At 46.3% G+C, this 21895-nt stretch carries 24 protein-coding genes and 2 pseudogenes; all 26 read right to left on the bottom strand.

Features of this window, described 5'->3' with window-relative positions:
• The 26 genes and pseudogenes from AC3ARB_RS06495 to AC3ARB_RS06620 all read right to left on the bottom strand — a co-directional run bounded on the left by AC3ARB_RS06495 (position 1) and on the right by AC3ARB_RS06620 (position 21802).
• Positions 1-378 (bottom strand): hypothetical protein, encoded by a 378-nt coding sequence (locus AC3ARB_RS06495; protein ID WP_488319765.1) that lies wholly within the window; start codon positions 376-378, stop codon positions 1-3.
• A complete protein-coding gene (locus AC3ARB_RS06500) occupies positions 363-812 on the bottom strand; it encodes a hypothetical protein (protein ID WP_488319766.1) in 450 nt (149 codons plus the stop codon). Before AC3ARB_RS06500 ends, AC3ARB_RS06495 begins: the two co-directional genes overlap by 16 nt.
• On the bottom strand, positions 796-2145 hold the full coding sequence (gene dcm, locus AC3ARB_RS06505) for a DNA (cytosine-5-)-methyltransferase (RefSeq protein ID WP_488319767.1): 1350 nt from the start codon (positions 2143-2145) through the stop codon (positions 796-798). The genes AC3ARB_RS06500 and dcm overlap by 17 nt, the downstream gene beginning before the upstream one ends.
• Before the next feature lie 153 nt (positions 2146-2298).
• Entirely contained in the window at positions 2299-3075 is a 777-nt protein-coding gene (locus AC3ARB_RS06510) for a replication initiator protein A (protein ID WP_488319768.1), read from the bottom strand.
• The gene (locus AC3ARB_RS06515) at positions 3062-3241 is read right to left on the bottom strand and encodes a hypothetical protein (protein WP_488319769.1); all 180 of its coding nucleotides are present in this window, start codon (positions 3239-3241) and stop codon (positions 3062-3064) included. Before AC3ARB_RS06515 ends, AC3ARB_RS06510 begins: the two co-directional genes overlap by 14 nt.
• A 168-nt stretch (positions 3242-3409) precedes the next feature.
• Positions 3410-3535, bottom strand: a pseudogene (locus tag AC3ARB_RS06520) (8-oxo-dGTP diphosphatase); the annotation flags it as partial.
• Between the two features lie 158 nt (positions 3536-3693).
• On the bottom strand, positions 3694-4545 hold the full coding sequence (locus tag AC3ARB_RS06525) for an ABC transporter ATP-binding protein (RefSeq protein WP_488319770.1): 852 nt from the start codon (positions 4543-4545) through the stop codon (positions 3694-3696).
• A 1-nt stretch (position 4546) separates the two neighbouring features.
• Positions 4547-5233, bottom strand: coding sequence for a hypothetical protein (locus AC3ARB_RS06530; RefSeq protein ID WP_488319771.1), 687 nt, complete (start codon positions 5231-5233; stop codon positions 4547-4549).
• A 446-nt stretch (positions 5234-5679) separates the two neighbouring features.
• On the bottom strand, positions 5680-7020 hold the full coding sequence (locus tag AC3ARB_RS06535; RefSeq protein WP_488319772.1) for a GHKL domain-containing protein: 1341 nt from the start codon (positions 7018-7020) through the stop codon (positions 5680-5682).
• Between the two features lie 110 nt (positions 7021-7130).
• Positions 7131-7592: a hypothetical protein gene (locus AC3ARB_RS06540; protein WP_488319773.1), complete on the bottom strand. Its 462-nt coding sequence runs from the start codon at positions 7590-7592 to the stop codon at positions 7131-7133.
• Between the two features lie 385 nt (positions 7593-7977).
• Positions 7978-8295 carry a hypothetical protein gene (locus AC3ARB_RS06545; protein WP_488319774.1) on the bottom strand — a complete coding sequence of 106 codons (318 nt, stop codon included), beginning with the start codon at positions 8293-8295 and terminating at the stop codon, positions 7978-7980.
• A gap of 189 nt (positions 8296-8484) precedes the next feature.
• Positions 8485-9339 carry a GHKL domain-containing protein gene (locus tag AC3ARB_RS06550; protein ID WP_488321542.1) on the bottom strand — a complete coding sequence of 285 codons (855 nt, stop codon included), beginning with the start codon at positions 9337-9339 and terminating at the stop codon, positions 8485-8487.
• A gap of 477 nt (positions 9340-9816) precedes the next feature.
• Positions 9817-10563: a response regulator transcription factor gene (locus tag AC3ARB_RS06555; protein WP_488319775.1), complete on the bottom strand. Its 747-nt coding sequence runs from the start codon at positions 10561-10563 to the stop codon at positions 9817-9819.
• A gap of 237 nt (positions 10564-10800) precedes the next feature.
• Positions 10801-11130, bottom strand: a complete 330-nt coding sequence (locus tag AC3ARB_RS06560; protein WP_488319776.1) for a hypothetical protein — start codon at positions 11128-11130, stop codon at positions 10801-10803.
• 413 nt (positions 11131-11543) lie between these two features.
• Complete coding sequence (locus AC3ARB_RS06565; RefSeq protein WP_488319777.1) at positions 11544-11873, bottom strand: DUF2500 domain-containing protein; 330 nt, start codon at positions 11871-11873, stop codon at positions 11544-11546.
• 1 nt (position 11874) lies between these two features.
• Positions 11875-12780 (bottom strand): hypothetical protein, encoded by a 906-nt coding sequence (locus AC3ARB_RS06570; RefSeq protein ID WP_488319778.1) that lies wholly within the window; start codon positions 12778-12780, stop codon positions 11875-11877.
• 121 nt (positions 12781-12901) lie between these two features.
• Positions 12902-13402: a YkgJ family cysteine cluster protein gene (locus tag AC3ARB_RS06575; protein ID WP_488319779.1), complete on the bottom strand. Its 501-nt coding sequence runs from the start codon at positions 13400-13402 to the stop codon at positions 12902-12904.
• Between the two features lie 55 nt (positions 13403-13457).
• Positions 13458-14153, bottom strand: a complete 696-nt coding sequence (locus AC3ARB_RS06580; RefSeq protein ID WP_488319780.1) for a toll/interleukin-1 receptor domain-containing protein — start codon at positions 14151-14153, stop codon at positions 13458-13460.
• A gap of 35 nt (positions 14154-14188) precedes the next feature.
• Positions 14189-15088 carry a GTPase Era gene (gene era, locus AC3ARB_RS06585; protein WP_488319781.1) on the bottom strand — a complete coding sequence of 300 codons (900 nt, stop codon included), beginning with the start codon at positions 15086-15088 and terminating at the stop codon, positions 14189-14191.
• 23 nt (positions 15089-15111) lie between these two features.
• Positions 15112-15588 carry an NUDIX hydrolase gene (locus tag AC3ARB_RS06590; protein WP_488319782.1) on the bottom strand — a complete coding sequence of 159 codons (477 nt, stop codon included), beginning with the start codon at positions 15586-15588 and terminating at the stop codon, positions 15112-15114.
• Positions 15589-15599: 11 nt separating this feature from the next.
• On the bottom strand, positions 15600-16094 hold the full coding sequence (locus AC3ARB_RS06595; RefSeq protein WP_488319783.1) for a diacylglycerol kinase family protein: 495 nt from the start codon (positions 16092-16094) through the stop codon (positions 15600-15602).
• Complete coding sequence (gene ybeY / locus AC3ARB_RS06600; RefSeq protein ID WP_488319784.1) at positions 16075-16572, bottom strand: rRNA maturation RNase YbeY; 498 nt, start codon at positions 16570-16572, stop codon at positions 16075-16077. Before ybeY ends, AC3ARB_RS06595 begins: the two co-directional genes overlap by 20 nt.
• A 524-nt stretch (positions 16573-17096) precedes the next feature.
• Positions 17097-17801, bottom strand: a complete 705-nt coding sequence (locus tag AC3ARB_RS06605; RefSeq protein WP_488319785.1) for a glucosamine-6-phosphate deaminase — start codon at positions 17799-17801, stop codon at positions 17097-17099.
• 133 nt (positions 17802-17934) lie between these two features.
• Positions 17935-20556: an alanine--tRNA ligase gene (gene alaS / locus AC3ARB_RS06610; RefSeq protein WP_488319786.1), complete on the bottom strand. Its 2622-nt coding sequence runs from the start codon at positions 20554-20556 to the stop codon at positions 17935-17937.
• 277 nt (positions 20557-20833) lie between these two features.
• Positions 20834-21331 carry an LURP-one-related/scramblase family protein gene (locus AC3ARB_RS06615; protein ID WP_488319787.1) on the bottom strand — a complete coding sequence of 166 codons (498 nt, stop codon included), beginning with the start codon at positions 21329-21331 and terminating at the stop codon, positions 20834-20836.
• A 10-nt stretch (positions 21332-21341) separates the two neighbouring features.
• Positions 21342-21802: pseudogene (locus AC3ARB_RS06620) on the bottom strand (LURP-one-related/scramblase family protein).
• Between the last annotated feature and the right edge of the window lie 93 nt (positions 21803-21895).

Genomic DNA, 21895 nt, shown 5'->3' on the forward strand with positions numbered 1-21895 from the left:
CTAAACACTCAATAAGGCTTTAAGAGCCCGACGCTTTTCTGCTTTCATCTCACGAGGAAGAAAAGCAGGCAAATCCTCTAGGGTCACATCGGGATAAACCTGTTCCTTATCAACAATCAAAGGTAAACGGAGGCTTCTCCCCCGATTGTCCCAGATAATGTCAACAAATCGAGAAAAAGGGAGGTTATCTCTGCGTTTATAAATCAGACAAGTAGAGGTCAAAAAGTCAAAACAGTCTGGGGACAACCGCATCCATTCAAAAACATCTTCTTTCTTGAGCTGGTCAAAGCCCACTGTATCGCAAACAATGCCATAGGCTTCCAAGCTCTCTATCAGGAGCTGATTGCGTTCCTGGTGCTTGCTTAGATAGAGTCGCATGTGATACCCTCCTTCCCCTTGGTTAGGTCTTCCATCACAAACCCACCAAGGATTCTGGTCATATTGACAGGAACCCTGCCCTCACTAAAGCACTTGACCGTCACTAAACTTGTCAGAATACCGTCTTTTTCTTGATGGGTGTAATTCTGCCCATAGGCTCTAAAGGCTAAATCCCCATCGTCAGTCAGGAAACTATCCACACCATTTTTAATGTCCCTCTCCTCCAAAAACTCAAAGACCCGATGGAGATTGGATTCGTAAAAGAGGGGGACATTCATCTCCTTATGGTAGTCATCTTCAAAGGTCACGGTTATCTCACAGTCATAATTAGGCAAGGAAAAGAGGCGATTTGTTATCCTCTCCATTTCTGCCTGATGAATGACCTCATCCAAGTCTGAACAGGTTCTTATGGATTCTTTATGTAGTAGTTTCATGGTTCTCCTCCAATTTCTTTAATTCTCGTGCGATAGCAGCGATAACAGGTACAGACACACTGTTACCTGCCTGCTTGTAGAGCTGACTGTTACTAGACACAGCTTCTGCTCGGTCGAAAGCCCAATCAGGAAATCCCTGGAGACGGAAACATTCTCTTGGGGTTAGCTTGCGAATTCTCAGACGATAGAGCTGGTCTTCAACAAGAAAACCAGTTACCTCATACCACTTGTCCTTGCGATATTCCAGAGCTGCGACAACGACACCTTGTTGGGAGCTGGTCGTTAGGGTGTTGGCCATCTGTTTGCCTACCCGTCCACGTTTAGAATTTGACTTGGGATAGGACAGGTTGACCGAATCGCCAACTGTCGCCTTGGCATAGCCTTGCTTAGTCGCCTCACGAATTTTCAAATGCGGAGCCTCTTGACGAAGCAAGAGCTTTGGAATCTTATCCCCACCCTGCATTGTTGTAAGTGTTGGTGACAGGCCTACTGGATCATACACTCGTCCAGCTTGGTCAAAAGCCGAGGGCAAGGTCCCAGCAAGCAGTACACCATGCCTATCTTGAGCCGTCAAAGTAAACATGGGGTCTTGATTAGCCTTGAATCGTCTGCCATTCTGTCGTTTATCAAGCCTGTCTGGTGTTAAGACTGGAATGGCAATCTTAACACCCGCTCCCTTATTTACGGTTAAGGTTGGAGATAGACCTGTCGAGAGATAAACCGCTCCACTCATCCCTCTACCCGACGGATTAACATTACCTAATCGGTCAAGATGAGTTGGGCTACCTTGTCCTCGGAGAGGAAATACTGGTCGGAAACCTCGCTTTCGAGAATGTCCGATAATAAAGACCCGCTCCCGATTTTGGGGAAGGCCAAAATCTTTACTGTTAAGCACCTGCCACTCGACATGATACCCCAATTCATCCAACGTATTGAGGATTGTGGCGTACGTCCGTCCCTGGTCGTGACTGAGTAACCCCTTGACGTTCTCAAAAAATAGATAAGGTGGTTGAATTTCCTTGGCACATCGAGCAAGCTCAAAAAAGAGAGTGCCTCTAGTGTCCTCAAATCCCAATCGTCTGCCTGCGAGAGAAAAGGCTTGGCAAGGAAAGCCCCCACAGAGGACATCCACCTGTCCTCGGAGTTTTCTGAGTTGGTCATCGGTGATTTGGGTAATGTCATGGTATTCTAGTTCTCCTTCTGTCTCAAAAATGGCCTGATAAGACCGTCTAGCGAATTTATCAATTTCGCAATAGCCAATGCAGGTATGGCCTTGGCTTTCCATTCCCATACGAAAGCCACCAATCCCTGAAAAGCAATCAAAAAAGTTCATCGATTTCTCCTTTCGGGTATCAAAAAAGACCTTACTTATCGTAAAGCCTTGGTTAGATATGGTCCTCCATCTCTGGAGCATTGATAATCTCAACCACCAAACTGATGATTGACACAATAAAAATGCCAAGTGCAAGTTTCCACCACATGGTTCTCACCTCCTCTCCTGTTCTTGTCGGCGTTCCTTATTCCACTCTGCCAAAATGCCATTAAAAACATACTCAGCTATGACTTCTGCCGTTCGGGCAAACCTCATATTGGCCAGAGCATACTGGTAACGGTCATCAAAGTGCCTCATCACAAATTCAGCAGCATTCCTAGAAAAGCCTTCTCGCCTAAACTGGTCATAAACCAGTTCCCAAATATAGTCCTTATCATAAGGGCTCGTTTTTTCAACCTTTCGAGTAAGCCCAATCTCCTCCTCGTCCTCTGAAAGAAGTTCAGTCTCACTCCTATTAGTCTCACTATCTTCAGTCTCACTAGGGGCTGAAATTAAGACGGGGCCCGTCTGTTTTTGAGACTGGCCCCGTGTTTTTTTAACACCACCCACGTCTGAATTTGACACGGGGGTCGGTTCATGTTCCAACTCACCGAGGTAAATCTTGTTTGCGAGCCGTCCTTTTTCACTTGATGACTGTTGGACTTCTTCAATAAGTCCAAAGTCTCTCAGTGATTTCTTAATAGCCAAGAGTTTTGACTTTGAACAGCCTAAAAGTTTCATCAATTTTGAGTTAGAGTAAATCAAGTAGATAAAGCCCTGCTCATCTATCCAACCCCTACTCAAAGACAACTCCAGTCGATCTTTCAAAACAGCGTAGGCAACCTTGACCTCCAGCTTCATGTCCTTGTATCGGTCACTTTCAAATAAGAGCTTTGGAAGTTTGTAGTATCTTTCCGATGTCTGATAATGATTGGCACTAATGCGTTTCATGATTGTCCTCCAATAATTTGATTTCAAGTTGACCTCCTGTTTTGACATTAACCAGTCCACTTGTTTCTAATTCTTTCAGTATTTCTGTCGCTTTTGGTAGTGTTATTCCCATTGTAAGCATGAGGTAGCCAACAACACCAAGGCGAGTTGATTCTGCAAGTTCCACGATTTTCCTCCTTGTAAAATAAAAAAGACAAGAACACTCTAAACTGTTCTTGCCTAAGCAAAAATATTTTATAAACTGTGATGAAATCCTCCTTAATGACAGATTGTAGAACGCTCAAATCCTTGATTTATCAGCGTTTTAAGCACCTGTCATTATTATGACACAATCCCCACCTGGGAAGGCTGCACCCGACCAGGCATAACGTTCTGGCGAGCGGATTTGCATAACGAAACGGCCTTGGCCGTCTTGGATAAAGCACATGTTGGTTAAAATAACGGGTTCAGTCTTAGCCATGTCACTCTCCTTTTCGGTGGTAATGCCCCTATTATACCACAAGCCAGCCTGACAAAAAAGAGACCTGCTGTAACACAAGTCCCCCTGAGAATCGATAGGCGATGATTTAACAGGATTAGCAGTATCTTGATAATACTCCTCTAGTGCTGAGTTGGTAACTATCTTGTTTGACCATAGACGACATCTTTCAGTTTTTTATGCTCTCGGTAAATGTCATTGATGACAATGCCCTGGTCGAGTAATCCTTTCAGCAAATCATTAAAGGATACGGCCTTAGTATATCGTATTTTGACCAGGTTATCATCCAATACCTCAAGACTATAATTGTTCTCACTCTGTTTTAATTTGGCAATGTCTGGCGTTTCCAAGATGACAACTTCTTCTGCAAAATTAGTTGTTAAAATCTGTTTTACAGTCCCCTCCTTAACAACTTTGCCTGAATCTAGGATATAAACATAGTCAGACACCTCTTCTAGCTCATCTAGGTTATGTGAGGTCAATAAAATTGCTTTTCCTTGTTCTCTCAGAGCCACAACAATGTTGAGCATTTCTAAAGCAGATGGCGTATCAACACCCGATGTCGGCTCATCAAAAATATAGGTATCAAAATCACCAAGAGCTGCTTGAATGAAACTAATCTTCTTCCTCATCCCAAAAGAATAACTTTTTATTTTCTTTTTCAAGTCAGCCCCAAGCCCCAATCGTTCACTCAATTCCAAGGCCTGAGACACATCAGGCAAGTTCTTAAAACGACTCATTGCTTTCAGAAATTCGTAACCTGTTAAATCATCATAAATCTCATGAGTATCCGGCATGACAGATACAGTCGAACCCGAAATGTCTCCCCTATCCTGACGATAGTAATCCATAATCAAGCCAATAAGGGTTGATTTACCTGCACCATTGCTACCAATAAGAGCTGTAATCTGATTATTTTTCAAGGTTAAATGAATGTCAGTTAAAACCGTTTTTCCAAAAAATGATTTATTGACACAATTCAATGTTAACATCTTATATCTCCTTTTTTTCAAATAAATAAAGACCTAAGCCAATAAAAGTGGCACTCAAAGCTAGCAGATAAAGAATCTCTACATCGACATCCAAGTAGGGATAGGGGGTCAGCCATTGAAGAATTTGTAACCACTTCTTATCGGTAAAATACATAGCTGAAATACCGACAGCTGGAAAAATAAAACTAATCAAGGTTGTCAACAAGGCAGAGGTTTTCTCCGATTTACTGATAGAAGAGACAAACACAATAATTGCCTCAGTATAGAGATAGATAACCAAGGTATTAACTGCTAATTGCGTACTAACCGGAACATTTCCCTTAAAAAGCATTAACACTAAGAATGACATTAAAAAGACTGTTACAAAATAGATCATGGTCACGCTATATTTGGCAAGAAAAATTTTCTTTCTGGAAAAATATGGCGTGATGAATCTTAGATTTCTACTTTCAATATCATGGGATAGAATGCCAGAGAACAAGACTGATGAGCAAATAAATCCTATCATGACGTAGATTGAAATGATGATTGCTGCCGCCTGTGACGAACCGTCTGGCGATGCCTTGAACAGTTCCTCCGGCATATAAATCGCTATCAATAATGTGATCGTTGCAAAAAACGCACTGACTATCAATGTTCTAAACGTTTTTAATTCATTTTTCAAATAAAATACCATTAAATTCTTCATAACTTCCTCCTGTCTTCTATTTTCTATGATCATCAGATGACTGCACACTTGGTAACAGACAATGCTAAACTAGAAAATCACCTAAACATCATAACCATTTATTGTCGCAAACCTTTTTTACCCATTAGCGGACCTCCTTTTTAGTGTAACAAGCTTGATAAGTTTAGTATAGCAGTTTATTCCCCAAAAAATTGGCTATTTCCTAAATGGTCATTTAACCGTCCTAAACGGGAAAATAGTGACCCTAAAACAGCTTATTGCCTCAGTTATTTTTTCAACCAAGCACGGGATTAGACCGTATTGGGCTAGATGTTCCAGTATCGAGCATTTTTTATCCAACAAAATCGCCTGAACCAGATAAAAATATGGTGCTGTTCCGACACAAAAAAATGGCCCCTATAAGCTTTCGGTCTGGTGGTCAACAGAAAGCTTATAGAGCCAAGACATTAAGGCTCGATTTCCAGCACTTGCGTAAAAGTAAAGTGCTGACTGGTCGTACGCAAGGAAATGTTGGGGTAGGCTTTTAGAATATCAGTCACGTTGGCTAAGCCCAGTCCACGCTCCCCTACTTTAGAAGAGACGCCGCGTTCAAAGATTCTAGCCAAATCCACCTCCCGTTCAGCCGTAGCATTTTGAATAATCAGGACCTGTTTGTTCAATCGCCTATCTTCAAAAAGGCAGACGGCCAAATTGGCCTTGTCTCCTGCCTCTGCTGCCGCTTCGAGGGCATTGTCCAAAAGGATGGAGACAATGGTCAATAAGTCAATTTGTTCGATATGGCTGATAGCAATCGGCGCTTCAACCTCTAAAGAAATGGGGATGGACAAGCTTTGAGCTTCGGATAATTTTGATAGCAACAAACTTTTCAAAGGCAGGTCTTGGACATTGACCAATCTAGCGACTTCAAATCGCTCTCCTTTTAAGGTTTTCCCTGATTCCTTCAGTACACTATCATAGATGTCCGAAATGAGTTGGAGGTCTTTTTTATCAATACCCAACTTCAAACTGGTCAAAATATTGGCGTAATCATGCCTAAAACTCCGGATTTCTTGATAGAGCCCTTCAACCTGTTTGCTGTAATTGTTAATATTTTGTAATTGAATTTCTTTTTGCAGTATCACTTGCTCCTGCAATTCCTGCCGCAGGTTTCTGTCTAAGATATTGACAAAACAGATGAACAAGAGAAAATAAATAGCTGTCAATGACTCTTTATAACCAGTCATTTTCTCCCAAACCTCTTGATTAATATAGCTTAGGTAAGGTGGTAAAACAAAGTAAATTAACATGAAAATATTAGCCGTGATGAGAGCAATTCTTGTTCGCTTATCTAACAGCCTTGTTTTCAAGTGACTAAAGTCATATTGAAAAATACTAATAAGGACTAGTACAACAATTTTAGCGAAGAGAGAGAAAAAACTGACCCCTAGACTAGTTTGGTAAAGATTATACAATACCGGATGATTATAAACAATAAAATAACCAATAAAATTTTTAACCACATCCCAAAAACCAAGCGGAAACAATGAATAAAAGAATAATAAAGAAAGTCTATTTCCCAGTTTACCCATAGACAAGGTATACAGAATAAAATAAACAGGGTAAATCAATACGGCTCCAATAATATAGTCCCATCCAGTAAACTCAAACACGCCAACAAATAGTACAGTCACAACGTAGAACAGAGCAGTGGCGATCACTGCTTTCCTCGGAGTCAACCTCTGGCCTAAAACCTTCGTATGAATCCATAACAAAAGATAAATATCCAGGACACTTAACAAGACTGCCATCTCACACCTCATTTCACGCCACCACAGGTAGCTCTCTCCCCATTTTATCATAACTCACCGAAAATCGCACTAGGACCAAAAAGCGGCTTGCCAGCCGCAAACCGCTCTGCTTAGCCCAGAAGGCCCAACTCCTCAAGGCCACGATAGAACAGGAACAGCGGGTGGGAAGGCCCCAAGCCCATTCGCTTGAGCCGGTCCGTGAACCGCTCCTTGGTCCCTGCTTTCTGGTCCGCACGGACCGTTTTCCCCGTCAGTTCCCCTTCTTTTGGGACCATAGCAGAGCTGGACAGCTGCTTCATGGCCTGGAAAACAGGGGACCGCTTGCCCAAACCGGTCAAGGATTCCTTGACCAAGTTCCCTGGTCCAGTCAGGTAGTCCTGTCCAGGCAAGTTCTCGTGACCAAGCGAGACCAGCTCACCACCAGCCTGACCAGACCAAGTCGTTCCTATCTGACCAGCATGAGCCTTGCCATAACCAGCCAACAAGAGGGCCAAGAGCAGGGCCACCAAGACCCGTAAGATCTCCTGCCCCTTAGGCAAAGTTACCGTCTTCCCAAAACTAGTTCTCTTCATCGAGCAAACCTCCTTGTCCTATCTTCTTAATAAGCCTATTTTACCAGACCATGCTCACCTTTTTTCCCTATTTCCTAAACGGTCATCCAATCGTCCTGAATGGTTAAGAGTTTTCCAAACTGTCAAGGCCACCTGCCGAGCAAGCATAGCCAGCAAGACATAGGCACAACCTGTCACTAGGCTGACACAGGCCCAAAACTCTGAAACACTCAGCAAACCAACCGCCAAGACAGTCGTCACTAGAAACACTCAGTTGATCACCTCGAACGCCCCCGCCGCAAAGGCCAGCCAGATTAGCTTGTCCAGCAGACTTGGTTTGGACACATCAGTCTTACTCATCTTTGCCATCTCAATGTCTCCTGTCTACTCTTTTCTGGCTAGACCCTTAAAAAGGATGAGTCCACTGTTTACTCACTTCCCGTGAATTGGCCAATTCGGAAATCCTTGAAAAAGCCTTTCTGGCCTCATCAGACAGGACGATGCCACCTGGTGCAAACTCCACACAGAATCGGGTGTAGAAATACCGCAACTTGAGGGCAAAAGCAGCTCCCTCCAGGTGGTTGCCGTCGATGAGTTCTTCCCTCGCCTCCTGGAGCAGTTGGTAGGCAATCCGGTACCTCACAGGGGACAGTTTCATGGCTAAAAAGCTTTTCTCGAAGTCCTTAAAAGCGGCTGCACAATTTTCTTTTAGTTCTTTGGTCATTATCATATCCTCCACTAATGGTTTTGTCAGTTGCAACCTTGACACCTTTATTCTAGCATAAAAAGGGGGTCTTTTGGGGGCATTTCCTAAACAGTCATCTAATCGTCCTAAATGGTAAAAACTGAGCTGGAAAAAAGCTTGTGGCCAAGAAAAAAATGACAGAAGCTCTGCCATTTTTCCAAAAAAAAGCTAATCCAAGCCAATCTCCAGCACCTGACAAAAGGTGTGGTTGGAGCTGCTGGTGTTGAGCGACACGTTGGGGTAACGGTCAATCAGGCTCATGGCGTTATAAAGGCCAATCCCCCGCCCCTGGCCCTTGCTGGTCACGCCGAAAGCGTAGAGGTCTCCGATAGCGACGCTGGCGGCCTTGGTGCTGTTTTCCACTATAAAGACCTGCTTGTCCTTGGCGGTCAGGTAGGCGATGGTCAACTGGGGCCGGGCGGCCTCCAGAGCAGCCTCGCGAGCATTGTCGCAGAGGATAGAAACAATGGTGATGAAGTCCACCAGGGCCATGCCGGCCGGCTCGATGGGGTCAGGAACCTCCAAGGTGACGGCCACGCCCTCTTCTGAGGCTTGGAGAAATTTGGCCGCCAAGAGGCTTTTGAGGGCAGAATTGTTGAGGTTGATCAGGCGGCCGACGTCATATTTTTGGTGCTTCAACCGACTATTGGCTGTCGCCATGACCGAATCATAAACCATCCGAATCTGGTCCAGGTCCTCCTCCTCAATCCCCAACCGCAGGGTGGTCATGAGGTTAGCGTAATCGTGCCGAAACCCACGCACCTCCCGATAAAGGCCCTCAATCTGCTGGCTGTACTGTTCCAGGTTCGTCAGCTGCATGTCCTGCTGGAACTGCAGCTGGGCTTGCAATTTCTGCCTCAGATGGCCGTCGAGTTGTTTTACTAAACCCATAAAGAAAATCAAGTACAAAATCAAAATTAACTGGCGACCAGCCAAGGTCGGTAGGCCTTTTTCATACTCTAAGAAAGCCAGGGTCTCAATCACAACAAAGTAGCCCGCCATCACCCAGTTTGCAAACATCATCACCCGTCGATCATCAACCTCCAAGAGTATCGTTTTTAACTGCCTGAAATCATAATTCAACCACTTTAGGAATACCAACACCAAGCAAATGACAAAAACATAGGTCAGTAGGGCTGGTATGGGAGTGCTTAACAGACTGTCCCTATCACCAAAAAAGGGAATGATGAAATATTCCGTAGCACGAAAGAAAATATCGAATAGTATCGTAACAAATAGCCCATAAAAGATGAGTAAAGTCCTGGATATGGGTCTAAGGAAATACCCTGCAAGAAAGATACCGTACAACGGATCATCCAAAAAATTAAAGATTGTTGTTCCTGACAAGACCATCAATAACAAGAGTAAAGCAACCATGGGAAGCCGTAACAGATAGGCTAGTAAAATGTTCTTCACAGATAAAGTCACACCATTAACCTTGAAAAACAGCCAAATAATACCAAAAATAATGGTTAACCCTGTCATCGTATTCAGCATTCTCTAGCCCCTCTCATGCAAACGCTCAATAGCTGCCAGAACCGCCTCCAGCTTGTTTCTGGCAACCATGCAGCTGCTGCCATTTGGAAAATAGAGCAGGCGTTGGCTCCGGTCCACCTTGACCACATTGGCTGGATTGATGGCAAAAGAGCGGTGACAGACCAAAAGCCGCTTGTCCTGTTTAATGATGTCAGACAGGCTGGCCGTGAACTCCATCCGGTCCGACTTGGTGTAAAGAATGACCCGATGAGGCCGAGGGGAGGTCTCCAGGTAGAAGACTTCCTTAAAGGGAAACTGAACCTGAGCATACTTGGACTTAAAATAAAAGGAATCCTCGGCCAGGGTCTGACTGTCCTTGCCCCGAGCATAGAGCAGGGCCGTCTCCAAGCGAGCCTCAAAGTCTGCCGCCCCCAGTTCCTTATCAATGAAATCCAGAGCCGACACCTGATACCGAAAGGACAGGGGCATAAATTCCGAATGAGTGGTCACAAAAACGATGAGGGCATAGGGGTCAATCTCCCTAATCTCCCTGGCCACCTGCAAGCCCTTGAGCTCCTCGGTCTTGATTTCAATGTCCAAAAAGAACAACTGGTGGGCCCCCTTCTCCTCCACCGCCGCCAAGAGCTGATCCGGCTTACCAAAAATCTCAAAGGTCTTGGGCTTCACACCATGTTTGGCCAAAAGCTGCCCCAAGACCCCCTCAATCCGCCCCTGCTGGATCGGATCATCTTCAAGCACAAAAATATTCATCGTACCCTCCTAACAGTCCTTTACTTCTAGTTTACCATAAAGCTAAAGGCTTTCATACGGGAAAATAGCCGAGCTGGACAGGCATTTTCCACCAAAAACCACCAGCAAAGGGCAACTAAGCTTCCTTACTTCTAGCCAGTAAAGAGGATAGTTGCCCAGGCCAGACGGGCCCTTGCCCTAACGACAGCAATCACCAAGACAAGCTTCACCAGCTTGACCGAGCCTTCTTGCCAACACCTAATCAAGCCCAAACAAGGAAAGGACACCAGCAAACAGACCAAGCTGTGACCGGTCCTTGCGAACCTGACCCTCAATCAAGAAATCCAGCTCCCGTTTCCAGGCTGCTTCCGCCAAGGATAGGCTAATGCCATCACTCAAGAACCCCCGTCCCAGAGCCTCCAATTCCTGCTTGACCACCAGACAATCGCCCATACGAGCTAATTGGGAAGCCTCAATCCGATACTTTACCTGCTGCAACTGGAAGAGCTGGGTCGGCTTAGCTCGACCGGACTCAACCAAAGAAGACTCTAACCGCTCCAACAAGGACAGCATTTTTTCAACAACCATTATCATTTCCTCCAATTTTTCTAAGAGCCTGTATTCACAATCGAAGTATTTGATTGACTAGGCTAGTTTTGGTGCAATCGAGAAACATTTTTGCAGAAATACTGGCCGTATTACCAAAAAATGTGACAAAAAGTGAGCCAAAACTAGCCAGTCAGGTGAATGCTGAGGTGTGAATACAGGTTCTAAAATCTTATAGCACTGTCGTTTATCGTTTATGACTGATTCAGTCTGCCTTGCCCTACCATCAGGGCTGCCTGCGACAAACCATATCGCCCTAAAATAAACGAACGCACTCTATCAGCTGACACCCTTAGTTTAGCAAAAAAACGTCCGAACCCAACTACCTTTTCCTAAACAGTCATCCAAACGTCCTAAATGGTAAAAACTGGCCAGACATCTGACCAGTTTCTGAGTTACTGTCGCCTAAAGTCAACAAACCGAGTGCCCTGATAGGTCAGGATTCCTTGGTCGCCCTCGGCCAGTTGGCCGTAGACCCGACCCTTGACCTTGAATTCTAGGCGGGTCTTGTCCATAAACTCAAAAGTCACATAGTAATCTGTATGGCTATGGTCACCCCAGACATGTTGGCGTTTGGTCACTAGACGGGCTGGTTTTTCAAGAACTTCAGCTTGGTTATTGCTCTGCCATTGTCCCAAAGATCGTAAAAGGCGAAAGACAATAATAGCGACAATCAGCCCAGCAAAGAGGTAAAAGGGCATAAAGGGATCTGGAAAATAGGTCATACTACCACCTCGGTTCTGCATCAAAGGTCCAGCGGCGGGTCCAAGTGAAAGTCTCGCCAGGGGTCACAGTAATGGTCTGGATAATCTCAGGGCTGACGATGTGGTCGGTCGCCCAAATTAGGAGGCTGGTCGGCTTGACGTCGTCCACGCCCGTCACGCTGGCCTTGGCCCCCTTGTGGAGGAGCTTCCAGGTGAAGCTGTCCTTGAGGTCAGCCTGGTCGGTCGCAAGCACACTCAGCGACACATCGGTCTCCGTCTTCTCAAAGCGAATGGCCTTGCCGTCAGCGATGAAGTTGTTGTGGTCATAGCCACCCCAGCCCTCCAGCCGCTCGCTGCCCAGGTCCTTCATGTCCGGAAACTCCAGGCGGTAGTCCGGCGAAATGGCCATGCCGTCGATGCTGAGGAAATTGTGGCAGTACTCCTCGGTCACGATGGTCTTGTCGCCCACATTGGTGATGGCCCCCTCCAAAATCAGGGTATTGCCCTCAATACGGATGGTCTTTTTGGTTTCCGCGGCGTAGCCGCGACATGGCAGAGCTGCTGTCACAAACTCAGCAGAGGTCTCCGTATGGGTAAAGGTCACCGGATAGGGCTCAACCTCCTCATACTTATGGGCAAACTGGTAGCCCAGCTGGCTGTCCTGCTTAATCAGACCCACCCCCAGTTTCGGGAAAAAGTCCCCGATTGGCGTGTCCTCGCTGAAATCACCGCTAAACTCACAGCAAAGCCCACGACCACCAGAAGACAGGTGACGGAGATTCATGGGCTCATTGGCCCCAAAATGGGTATCCCCATCCAAGACAACGTTGGAAATAAAGCCTGCTCGGTCAAAGCGGAAGGTGTCATTTGGTCGCTCGCCTGGCTCTGCAATCTCCACCCGCAAACGCTCATTGGTCAAATAAAACATGCTTGCCTCCTTGAAATCATGGTTTTCTTCATTTTATTATAGCATATCCAAGAGTGTTTGTAAAACGGTTTCAATACTTCTCATCAAAAAACCAAGGCCTGTTCAGCCTTGGCGACTTGGTTTAGGATAGCCGTTCCCGCAACTTCTCCACAAAGAGGTAGGCTGCTGGGCAAATGACCGTGTTTTTCAGAGTCAGGTGATTGATTTGGTAAATCTTCTTGCGGTCGGTATGGGGAAAGGCTGCGCAGGCTTTAGGACGGACATCATAAATGCTGCACAGGTTATCATCACCCAGAAACGGACAGGGCATGGACTTGAAGACCTTATCACCATCCTCATCCACCTGCAAGTAGAGGTCTTCAAAAACAGGCAATTTCATCCGAAAATGCTTGGCAATCCTGGTAATGTCAGCTTCTGTAAAATCAGGCCCAAGGGTCCGACAGCAGTTGGCACATTCCAGACAGTCAATTTCGGCAAAGACCTCCCTATGAATCTCCTGAACCAGCTTATCCAGGTTTTTGGGTGGCTTTTGCTTGAGTTTGACCAAGAACAGCCGGTGCTCCTTCTGCTTTTGCAGGGCCAGTTGTTTGTATTTTTCAATGTCTAAGGTCTGTTTGGGCATGGGCTTATTTCCTAAAATATTCTGTAAATAGAGCTATCATTAGACTCTATCTGAATTATTTTGATTTTAATCTTTTAATTAATTGACCGGCAAATAACAACGCAATCTCATCTGAATTATAAGATTTTGACGATATTGCCTGTATATTACTAACAGATGGATATTTCTTAGATAAGTCTTCATGAGAAATATTATGAATAATAGGTAAAATTAATTTCTGACCTTCGACAGTCTGTCTTGACAAAAATTCATACAATTCTTTCTCAGTCCACTCTCGATCAAAAAAATTATTAGAGATAACAATAATTGCAAAAGTTGCTTTTTGTACACCTTCTAAGATACGTTGCTTCCAATTATCTCCCCATTCAAGAGAGTTTTTATCATAAAAAATATTTATACCAAGCTTTTGTAACGAGGAATTTAAGTCATCTACAAAATCTGGTTTATCAACATTTGCATGGGATAAGAAGACATCGTAAATGGAGTTCTTCTGCTCCTCAATCATAAGTTTTTTCTCATCTTGTTTAGATTTATAAAAATAACCATCCTTCAAAACTTGAAGATAATATGGAATGTTGTCTGCCCAAGTAACCTTAATTAGCTCTGCATCTTGTAATTCTTTGAAACACCCTCGCAAAATAATATCTTCTTTTTTGTTCAAGCTATTAAATCGAGTTCTCCAATAATCTGATACTTCTTCATTATCAAGAATTTCTTGTAAAACTTCTTCAGCTTCCTTCGATACATACATCTCAATACCTGCTTAGTTTTAATATCTATTAAATTCTAGTATTCCTTCTCATTATACCCAAAGTCAGCCAAGTCCAGCTTCTTATCCCGCCAGTTTTTCTTGACCTTGACCCAGGTTTCGAGGAAGACCTTGTCGCCCAGCATGAGCTCGATGTCACGACGAGCAAGAGATCCAATTTTCTTGAGCATGGCCCCTTGCTTGCCGATGATAATGCCCTTCTGGCTATCACGCTCGACCATGATGGTGGCTCGGATATGAACCTTATCGGTCTCTTCGTCCCGCTTCATGGACTCGATGACCACGGCCACCGAGTGGGGCACTTCCTGTTGGGTCAGGTGCAGAACCTTCTCCCGAATCATCTCAGAAACAAGGAAGCGCTCTGGGTGGTCGGTGATCTGATCTTCTGGGAAATACTGGAAGCCTTCTTCCAGATTGTCCGTCAAAATTTCCATCAGGCGGTTGACGTTGTTGCCCTGGGTGGCTGAAATCGGCACGATTTCCTTAAAGTCCATCTGGCTGCGGAAGTCGTCAATCTGTTCCAAGAGCTGGTCAGGGTGAACCTTATCAATCTTGTTGATGACCAGGATAACCGGCACATTAGCCTTTTTCAGGCGTTCAATGATCATGTCATCGCCCTTGCCCCGCTTCTCATCGGCAGGCACCATGAACAGCACGGTCTCCACTTCACGCAGGGTCGAATAGGCCGCCTCCACCATGAAATCCCCCAGAGCCGTCTTGGGCTTGTGGATACCTGGCGTGTCGATAAAGACAATCTGCTCAGTCTCTGTCGTGTAAATCCCCATGATTTTGTTCCGAGTGGTCTGGGCCTTATCGCTCATGATAGCGATTTTCTGACCCATGACATAGTTCAAGAAGGTCGATTTGCCCACATTTGGGCGGCCTAAAATGGCTACAAAGCCTGACTTGAATGACATGCTGTCTCCTTTTTCTATTTCTCTTAATGCCCCATGGCAAAGCTGCCAGAAGCGTATTCTTCAATCATCAGACGATGGCTATCAAAAGCCAAGTCCAACTGGTCAATCTCTTCTTTGCTGAAAAAACGCAGGTCAAGACTTTCCGCATTGCGGTGCTGGCTGATATTAACCTCTTCCAAGGCCTGCATTTCATAAATAAAACTGATGGACTGACACTTGTCCCCATTAGGGTAATGATGTTCAGCCTTGGTATAAACATTGAGCAGGCGTTTGGCTTCTACCGCAAGCCCAGTTTCCTCTCTGAACTCACGGATAGCCGTTTCTAAGGAACTCTCGCCTAGCTCCATTGCCCCACCAGGAAGGCCCCACGTGCCAAAATCACTCCGCCGCTGCAGCAAAATCCTGCCTGCCTCATCCGCCAAAATCCCGCCAGCAAAATTCAGAATAATCTTGTCATGCCCGACCCTTGAGCGGATATAGCCGATATAGTCTTGTGTCATCTTTCCCTTTCTTAAAATAGCAGAGCTAAAACCTTAGGCACAAAGACAAGCAGTCCAACCAAAGCAGCATAAACAGACCAAAGCAAGACTGCTCCTGCTGCCATGTCTTTTGCTGCCTTGGCAAAATCTGAAAACCGTGGGCCACAGACCAGGTCAACCAAATTTTCCACAGCAGAGTTAAACAACTCCAAAGCCATGACGCCGAAAATAGCAGATAATAAGAACAGCCACTCGACGACGGTCACCTGAAAAAGAAGCCCTGCAACCACAGCAATCCCAGCCGCCAACAGGTGTTTTTTCATGTTGCGTTCATCACGCACCCCTTGCTTGATACCAGACCAAGCAAATTCCAAACTTGATAAAAAGGTCCGATTCTTCCAATGCTGGTCGATGGCTCTGGTTTCAAAACTGATGGTGTGTTTTTCAGTCCGAAAACCCTTAACATCAAAAATCTTCAGGTCCTCTTGGTCAGGTTCCTGGGCTAAATTAGTCTCTTGTAAGTCCATAAGCCGTCAAAATCTCCTCTTGTAAACCAAACATCTCCGCCTCATCTTCGGGCGTGTAATGATCGTAACCGTTGATGTGTAAGAAGCCATGAACCGCTAGAAAGCCCATCTCCCGTTCATAGGAGTGGCCATAGTCCTCAGCCTGCTCGGCCGCCTTGTCGATGGAAATAAAGAGCTCGCCGATGTAGCTATCCATTTCACCCAAAATCTCCGCCAAATCAGGGTCTTCGGCCAAATCCTCTACGTCAAACTGAATGCCCGTCTCTGGCTTGTACTCCAAGCTGATGACATCGGTCGGCCGATCCGTATCACGATAGAGGAGATTGAGTTCGTGACTGCGGGCATTGTCCACAAAAGTCACCGCCATCTCCTTGTCAGCCTTGCCCAGCCTATCTGCCGCAAAGGCCAAAATCTCCCTGGTCTGGGTCAAAATGGCCTCAGAGACCTGACCCGTTTCATCAATGAGTTCAATATACATGATACCACTCACCTCTCTTTGTTATTCCCTTTATTATAACATACGTTGAGCTGATATTCACTATGAAACCTTCAACAGACCAACCTTCTCTACAAAAAATACCAATCGCAATTGTGAGACATGGACAGGTATTGACCAATTAGCTAAAAAGAATACTCAAAATTATTCGCTACGATTAGGGAAATCATGACGCCTCTGGAATTTTTCTCTATCGAAATAATCCCCACTCCGTCAGACTGTAGTAGCTGTTTGAAGCATAAAAATTCTTAGCACCCGCTCATACTCTTCTCAGGTTACGATTGATGTCATCAAATCGATTAGCTGTTTTGCCCAATTGTTGTTACCTCCCTACATTCCCCCACTAATTAAAAACAAGGTAGAAAATAAAGTTAGTATCTCTTTTTGTATCAGGGCTTCCTACTTGTCAACTGATTTTACTGATGGTGGTGGGGTCCTGCTTAACATCTCCCTACTCTCGTACCTGCTGTGACAAAAAAAGCGGCTCTCACCGCTTTTAATCTGATTTAAGCTAACTTGCTGGCTGCTGCTTCGTCCACAATAACATAGACTTCAGGATGGTTTTGAAGAACGCTGGCTGGCAAATCTGAGGTAACTTCCCCATGAATCATGCCGTAAACAGCGTCAGCCTTATTCTCCCCATAAGCCATAAGAATGATGGCCTTGGCGGACATAATCGACTTAATCCCCATAGAGTAGGCACGGCGAGGCACATCTTCTTCTTTTTCAAAGAAGCGGGCGTTAGCCTGAATGGTATCTTCGGCCAAATCAACCAGGCGGGTAGTCACATCAAAGGATGTTCCAGGCTCGTTGAAACCGATGTGGCCATTTTGACCGATGCCAAGGATTTGCAGGTCAATCGGGTACTGCTCAATGAGGGCATCGTAACGCTTGGTTTCGGCCTCAACATCCTCAGCCAAACCATTTGGCAAAAAGTTTTCCTTGAATGGCTTGTGCTGGAAGAGGTGGTGATTCATGAAGTAAGCGTAAGACTGATCATTATCAGCCGACAAGCCCTCATACTCATCTAAGTTGATGCTGCGAAGGTCTGAGAAGTCCAGGTCGCTCGCTACGATGTTTTCATAGAAAGTAATCGGGGTACTGCCAGTCGCCAAGCCTAGAGTCTTAGCACCAGCTTCCAATTTCTCCTTAAGCAAGTCAAAGGCAACCTTGCCACCCTCAACCGTGTCCTTAACCTTAAATACTTTCATTGATAGCCTCCTTTTGGTCTATACCGATTTAATACCTCTATTATATGGTATAGACCAATTTTTGTCAAGTGTCATTTTTCATTCCCGATAAAAAACACCCATTCATCATAAGATGAAGTGGGTGTTACACTATCTATGCCAATTTTTCTGCAACGGCTGCCAAGAGGTCAGCTATCTTGCTGGCATCTGAGCCACCGGCCATGGCCAGATCTGGTTTACCACCACCGCGACCTGCGATGATTGGGGCCAGTTCTTTGACCAGGTTACCAGCGTGGGCGTCAGCTGATTTGCTGGCCACCAAGAGGTTAACCTTGTCACCGATAGCTGCAACCAGAACGAGAACGTCTGAGTGATCGCCCTGCTTCCAGTTGTCAGCAAAGGTGCGGAGGGCACCAGCGTCTGATACATCAACCTGGCTAGCAATGTAGCGAAGACCATTGGCCTCCTGAACGGCCTTGAAGAGGTCGCCAGCAGCTGCTGCAGCGGCCTTCTCTTTGAGGCTAGCGTTCTCTTTTTGGAGGTCACGGAGGTCAGCTTGGAGGCTGGCTACCTTGTTTGGCACTTCCTTGATTTGAGGGGCCTTGAGGGTGGCCGCAATCTGCTTGAGGGCATCCTCGGTCTCACGGTAGGCCAGGAAGGCTTCACGGCCAGTCACGGCCAGGATACGGCGGGTACCTGAACCGATACCTTCTTCTTTGACAATCTTGAAGAGGCCAATTTCAGCAGTGTTGGTCACGTGGGTACCACCACAAAGCTCGACGGAGTAGTCGCCAACGGTAACAACACGGACAAGCTTGCCATACTTCTCACCGAAGAGGGCCATGGCACCCATGCTCTTGGCGGTATCCACATCAGTCTCAACAGTCACAACAGGGATGGCTTCCCAGATTTTCTGGTTAACGTCTTCTTCGATGCGACGAAGTTCCTCTGCAGTCACGGCTTCGAAGTGGGTGAAGTCAAAGCGGAGGAAACCAGCTTCGTTGAGGGAACCTGCCTGAGTGGCATGCTCACCGATAACCTCATGCAGGGCAGCGTGGAGCAAGTGGGTGGCCGTGTGGTTTTTCTCAACTGACAGGCGGCGAGCCTTGTCAATTTCCAAGACGTAGTCGGTGCCCAGAGACAGGCTGGCCAAGACTTCAACCGTGTGAAGTGGTTGACCGTTCGGCGCTTTTTGAACGTCGATAACACGAGCAACCGTATCGCCCTTGTCATTTTTTAAGACACCGTGGTCGGCCACCTGACCACCCATTTCAGCGTAGAATGGGGTTTGGTCGAAGACCAGGAGGGCCTGACCTTCTGACACCGCTTCGGTCCGCTCATTGTCCGCAATGATAACAGAAAGCTTACCAGTCAGGCTATCTGCACCGTAAACAAAGGTCGATGGCTCAACGATACCAGCCAGGGTCTCGTTTTGCATGCCCATAGAGCCGCCTTTGACAACGCTGGCCCGTGCCCGTTCTTGTTGCTCGGTCATGGCTACCTTGAAGCCCTCGTGGTCGATGGCAAAACCTGCATCTTCTGCCAATTCCTCCGTCAATTCAACAGGGAAGCCGTAGGTGTCGTAAAGTTTGAAGATTGCCTTGCCGTCAAGGGTGGTCTGACCGTCCGCTTTGAGCTGCGCCAGCAATTGGTCCAAATGAACCGAACCAGCGTCAATGGTGCGAGCGAAGGTTTCTTCCTCACGCTTGACGATTTTCTCGATGAAGGCCCGCTTCTCCAGAATCTCAGGGTAGTAGCTCTCCATGATGGTGCCAACAGTCTCAACCAGCTTGTAAAGGAAAGGCTCGTTGATGCCCAAGCGACGGCCGTGCATGACGGCACGACGGAGGAGGCGGCGAAGGACATAGCCACGGCCCTCGTTACCAGGCAGGGCACCGTCGCCAATAGCAAAGCTGAGGGCACGGATGTGGTCAGCGATGACCTTGAAGCTCATGTTGTCGCCATCTTGGTCATAAACCTTGCCAGACATGTCCGCCACACGCTGGATAATCGGCATGAAGAGGTCGGTCTCAAAGTTGGTCTTAGCCCCTTGAACGATGGAGACCAGACGCTCCAGACCGGCACCCGTATCGATGTTCTTGGTCGGCAACTCCTTGTACTCGCTGCGTGGCACGCTAGGATCAGCGTTAAACTGGGACAGAACCACGTTCCAAATCTCGATGTAGCGGTCGTTCTCGATGTCTTCCTCAATCAGGCGGATGCCGATGTTTTCTGGGTCAAAATCGGTACCCCGGTCAAAGAAGATTTCCGTGTCCGGTCCTGACGGCCCGGCACCGATTTCCCAGAAGTTATCTTCCAAAGGAATCAGGTGGCTTGGGTCAACGCCCAACTCAATCCAGCGGTTGTAAGAATCGGTGTCCGCAGGGTAGTAGGTCATGTAGAGTTTTTCCAGCGAGAAATCAAACCAGTCTGGACTGGTCAAGAGTTCAAAGGCAAAACCGATGGCCTCATCACGGAAATAGTCACCGATAGAGAAGTTGCCCAGCATCTCAAACATGGTGTGGTGGCGAGCCGTCTTACCAACGTTTTCAATGTCGTTGGTTCGGATGGATTTTTGGGCATTGGTAATCCGTGGGTTTTCAGGAATCACGGTACCGTCGAAGTATTTTTTCAGGGTGGCCACACCAGAGTTAATCCAGAGCAGGGTTGGGTCGTTAACAGGCACCAAGTTGGCTGATGGCTCAACCGAGTGACCTTTTGAGGCAAAGTAGTCCAGCCACATTTGGCGAACTTGGGCAGATGTCATGTATTTCATGGGGTTCTCCTATTCATAATCGTGTTTTTTTTCAAAGAGTGAGATGTGTGAGGGTGGTATGGGGATTGTTAGCCCCTATTGTGTGATTGTTATAGTTCAACAATAGATATGACAGAACAACTGTCAAACAAATCACTACCACAATTAAAACTGAGTTGGACAACTAGGAACTGCTGGGTTGGATGTTTTCAACTTGCGTTATCTGATTGTTCAAGTTCAACCACAGCAGTCAAAGAACAACTTCCATTCAAACCTTTACCAAATCCAATCCGATCGCTTAGGTTGCCGCTGAGCTTGCTGCGGCTGCTTCTTTTTCTTTAACGTAATCAATGGCGATGACCAAGGCCACCACCAAGTCGGCATAAGCCTCATCATAGACGGTCACTTGGTAGGTTGAGGTCAGCTTAAACCATTCTTGGTTGATGACCGCAATAGTCTGGCCGTTCTTGGTCAGGGTAAAATCCATGTCCCAGAAATTGCCCTGAATGACCATGTCCAATCCCTCGATATGGTAGCGGGGTTTGAACCAGGTGAACTCTTTTTGCAGGGCAAAGGTTTGACCGCCAGCTAGGCTGATGTCAAACCGGGGTAAAAACCAGGAAAATTTTTCCTTGATAAAGGCGACTTCCTGCTCTGCCATGTCACAAATGGTAAACTCCTTGAACCAACGCAGGAGGGAACCGGTGACCTGGTAGCAGGGCTGGTCATGGCTATCCTTGACCAAAAACTTACCGGACAAGGACCAGAATTTTTGCTTGATATAAAATTGCTTCATCTCTACCTCCTTATGAGCTGCGTCCCTGCATTTCCACATAGTCAATGGCCACCGCTAGAGACCACCAAATCAGTATAAGTCGCATCCAAAACCGTCAGTTGGTAGGTCGAGGTCAGGCGAAAGACTTCCTTACTAATCTAGGTAACTAGCTGACCAGTCTGGTCCTTGAGAACAAAGTCCAGGTCCCAGATATTGCCCTCAACCAACCAAAGGCAACTTGTCGAATTCGTAACGGTCACGGAAAATCGTCAAAGTCTTCCGAATGGTGAAGGCCTGACCATCAGCCAAGGCCACCGTAAACCGAGGCAGGAAGGTCAAGAGTTCTCGGCTAATCCGACTGACCTCCTGGCCGTCTGCTCCGAAAATGATAAAGGTCCCCTCAACCCGATAATCGACCCGGCCCTGCTGGTCCTTAATCGCGAACCGCTCGCCTCCCAGACGAAAGTCTTGCTTTAGCTGATAGGTTTTCACCCTGTCGTCACCACCAAAAAATGACAAAGCCAATCAAACGAGGGGCGAAAAACCGCGGTACCACCCTCATTCAATGACCTTGTCATTCTCATT

Source organism: Streptococcus sp. ZY171113 (assembly GCF_057748235.1).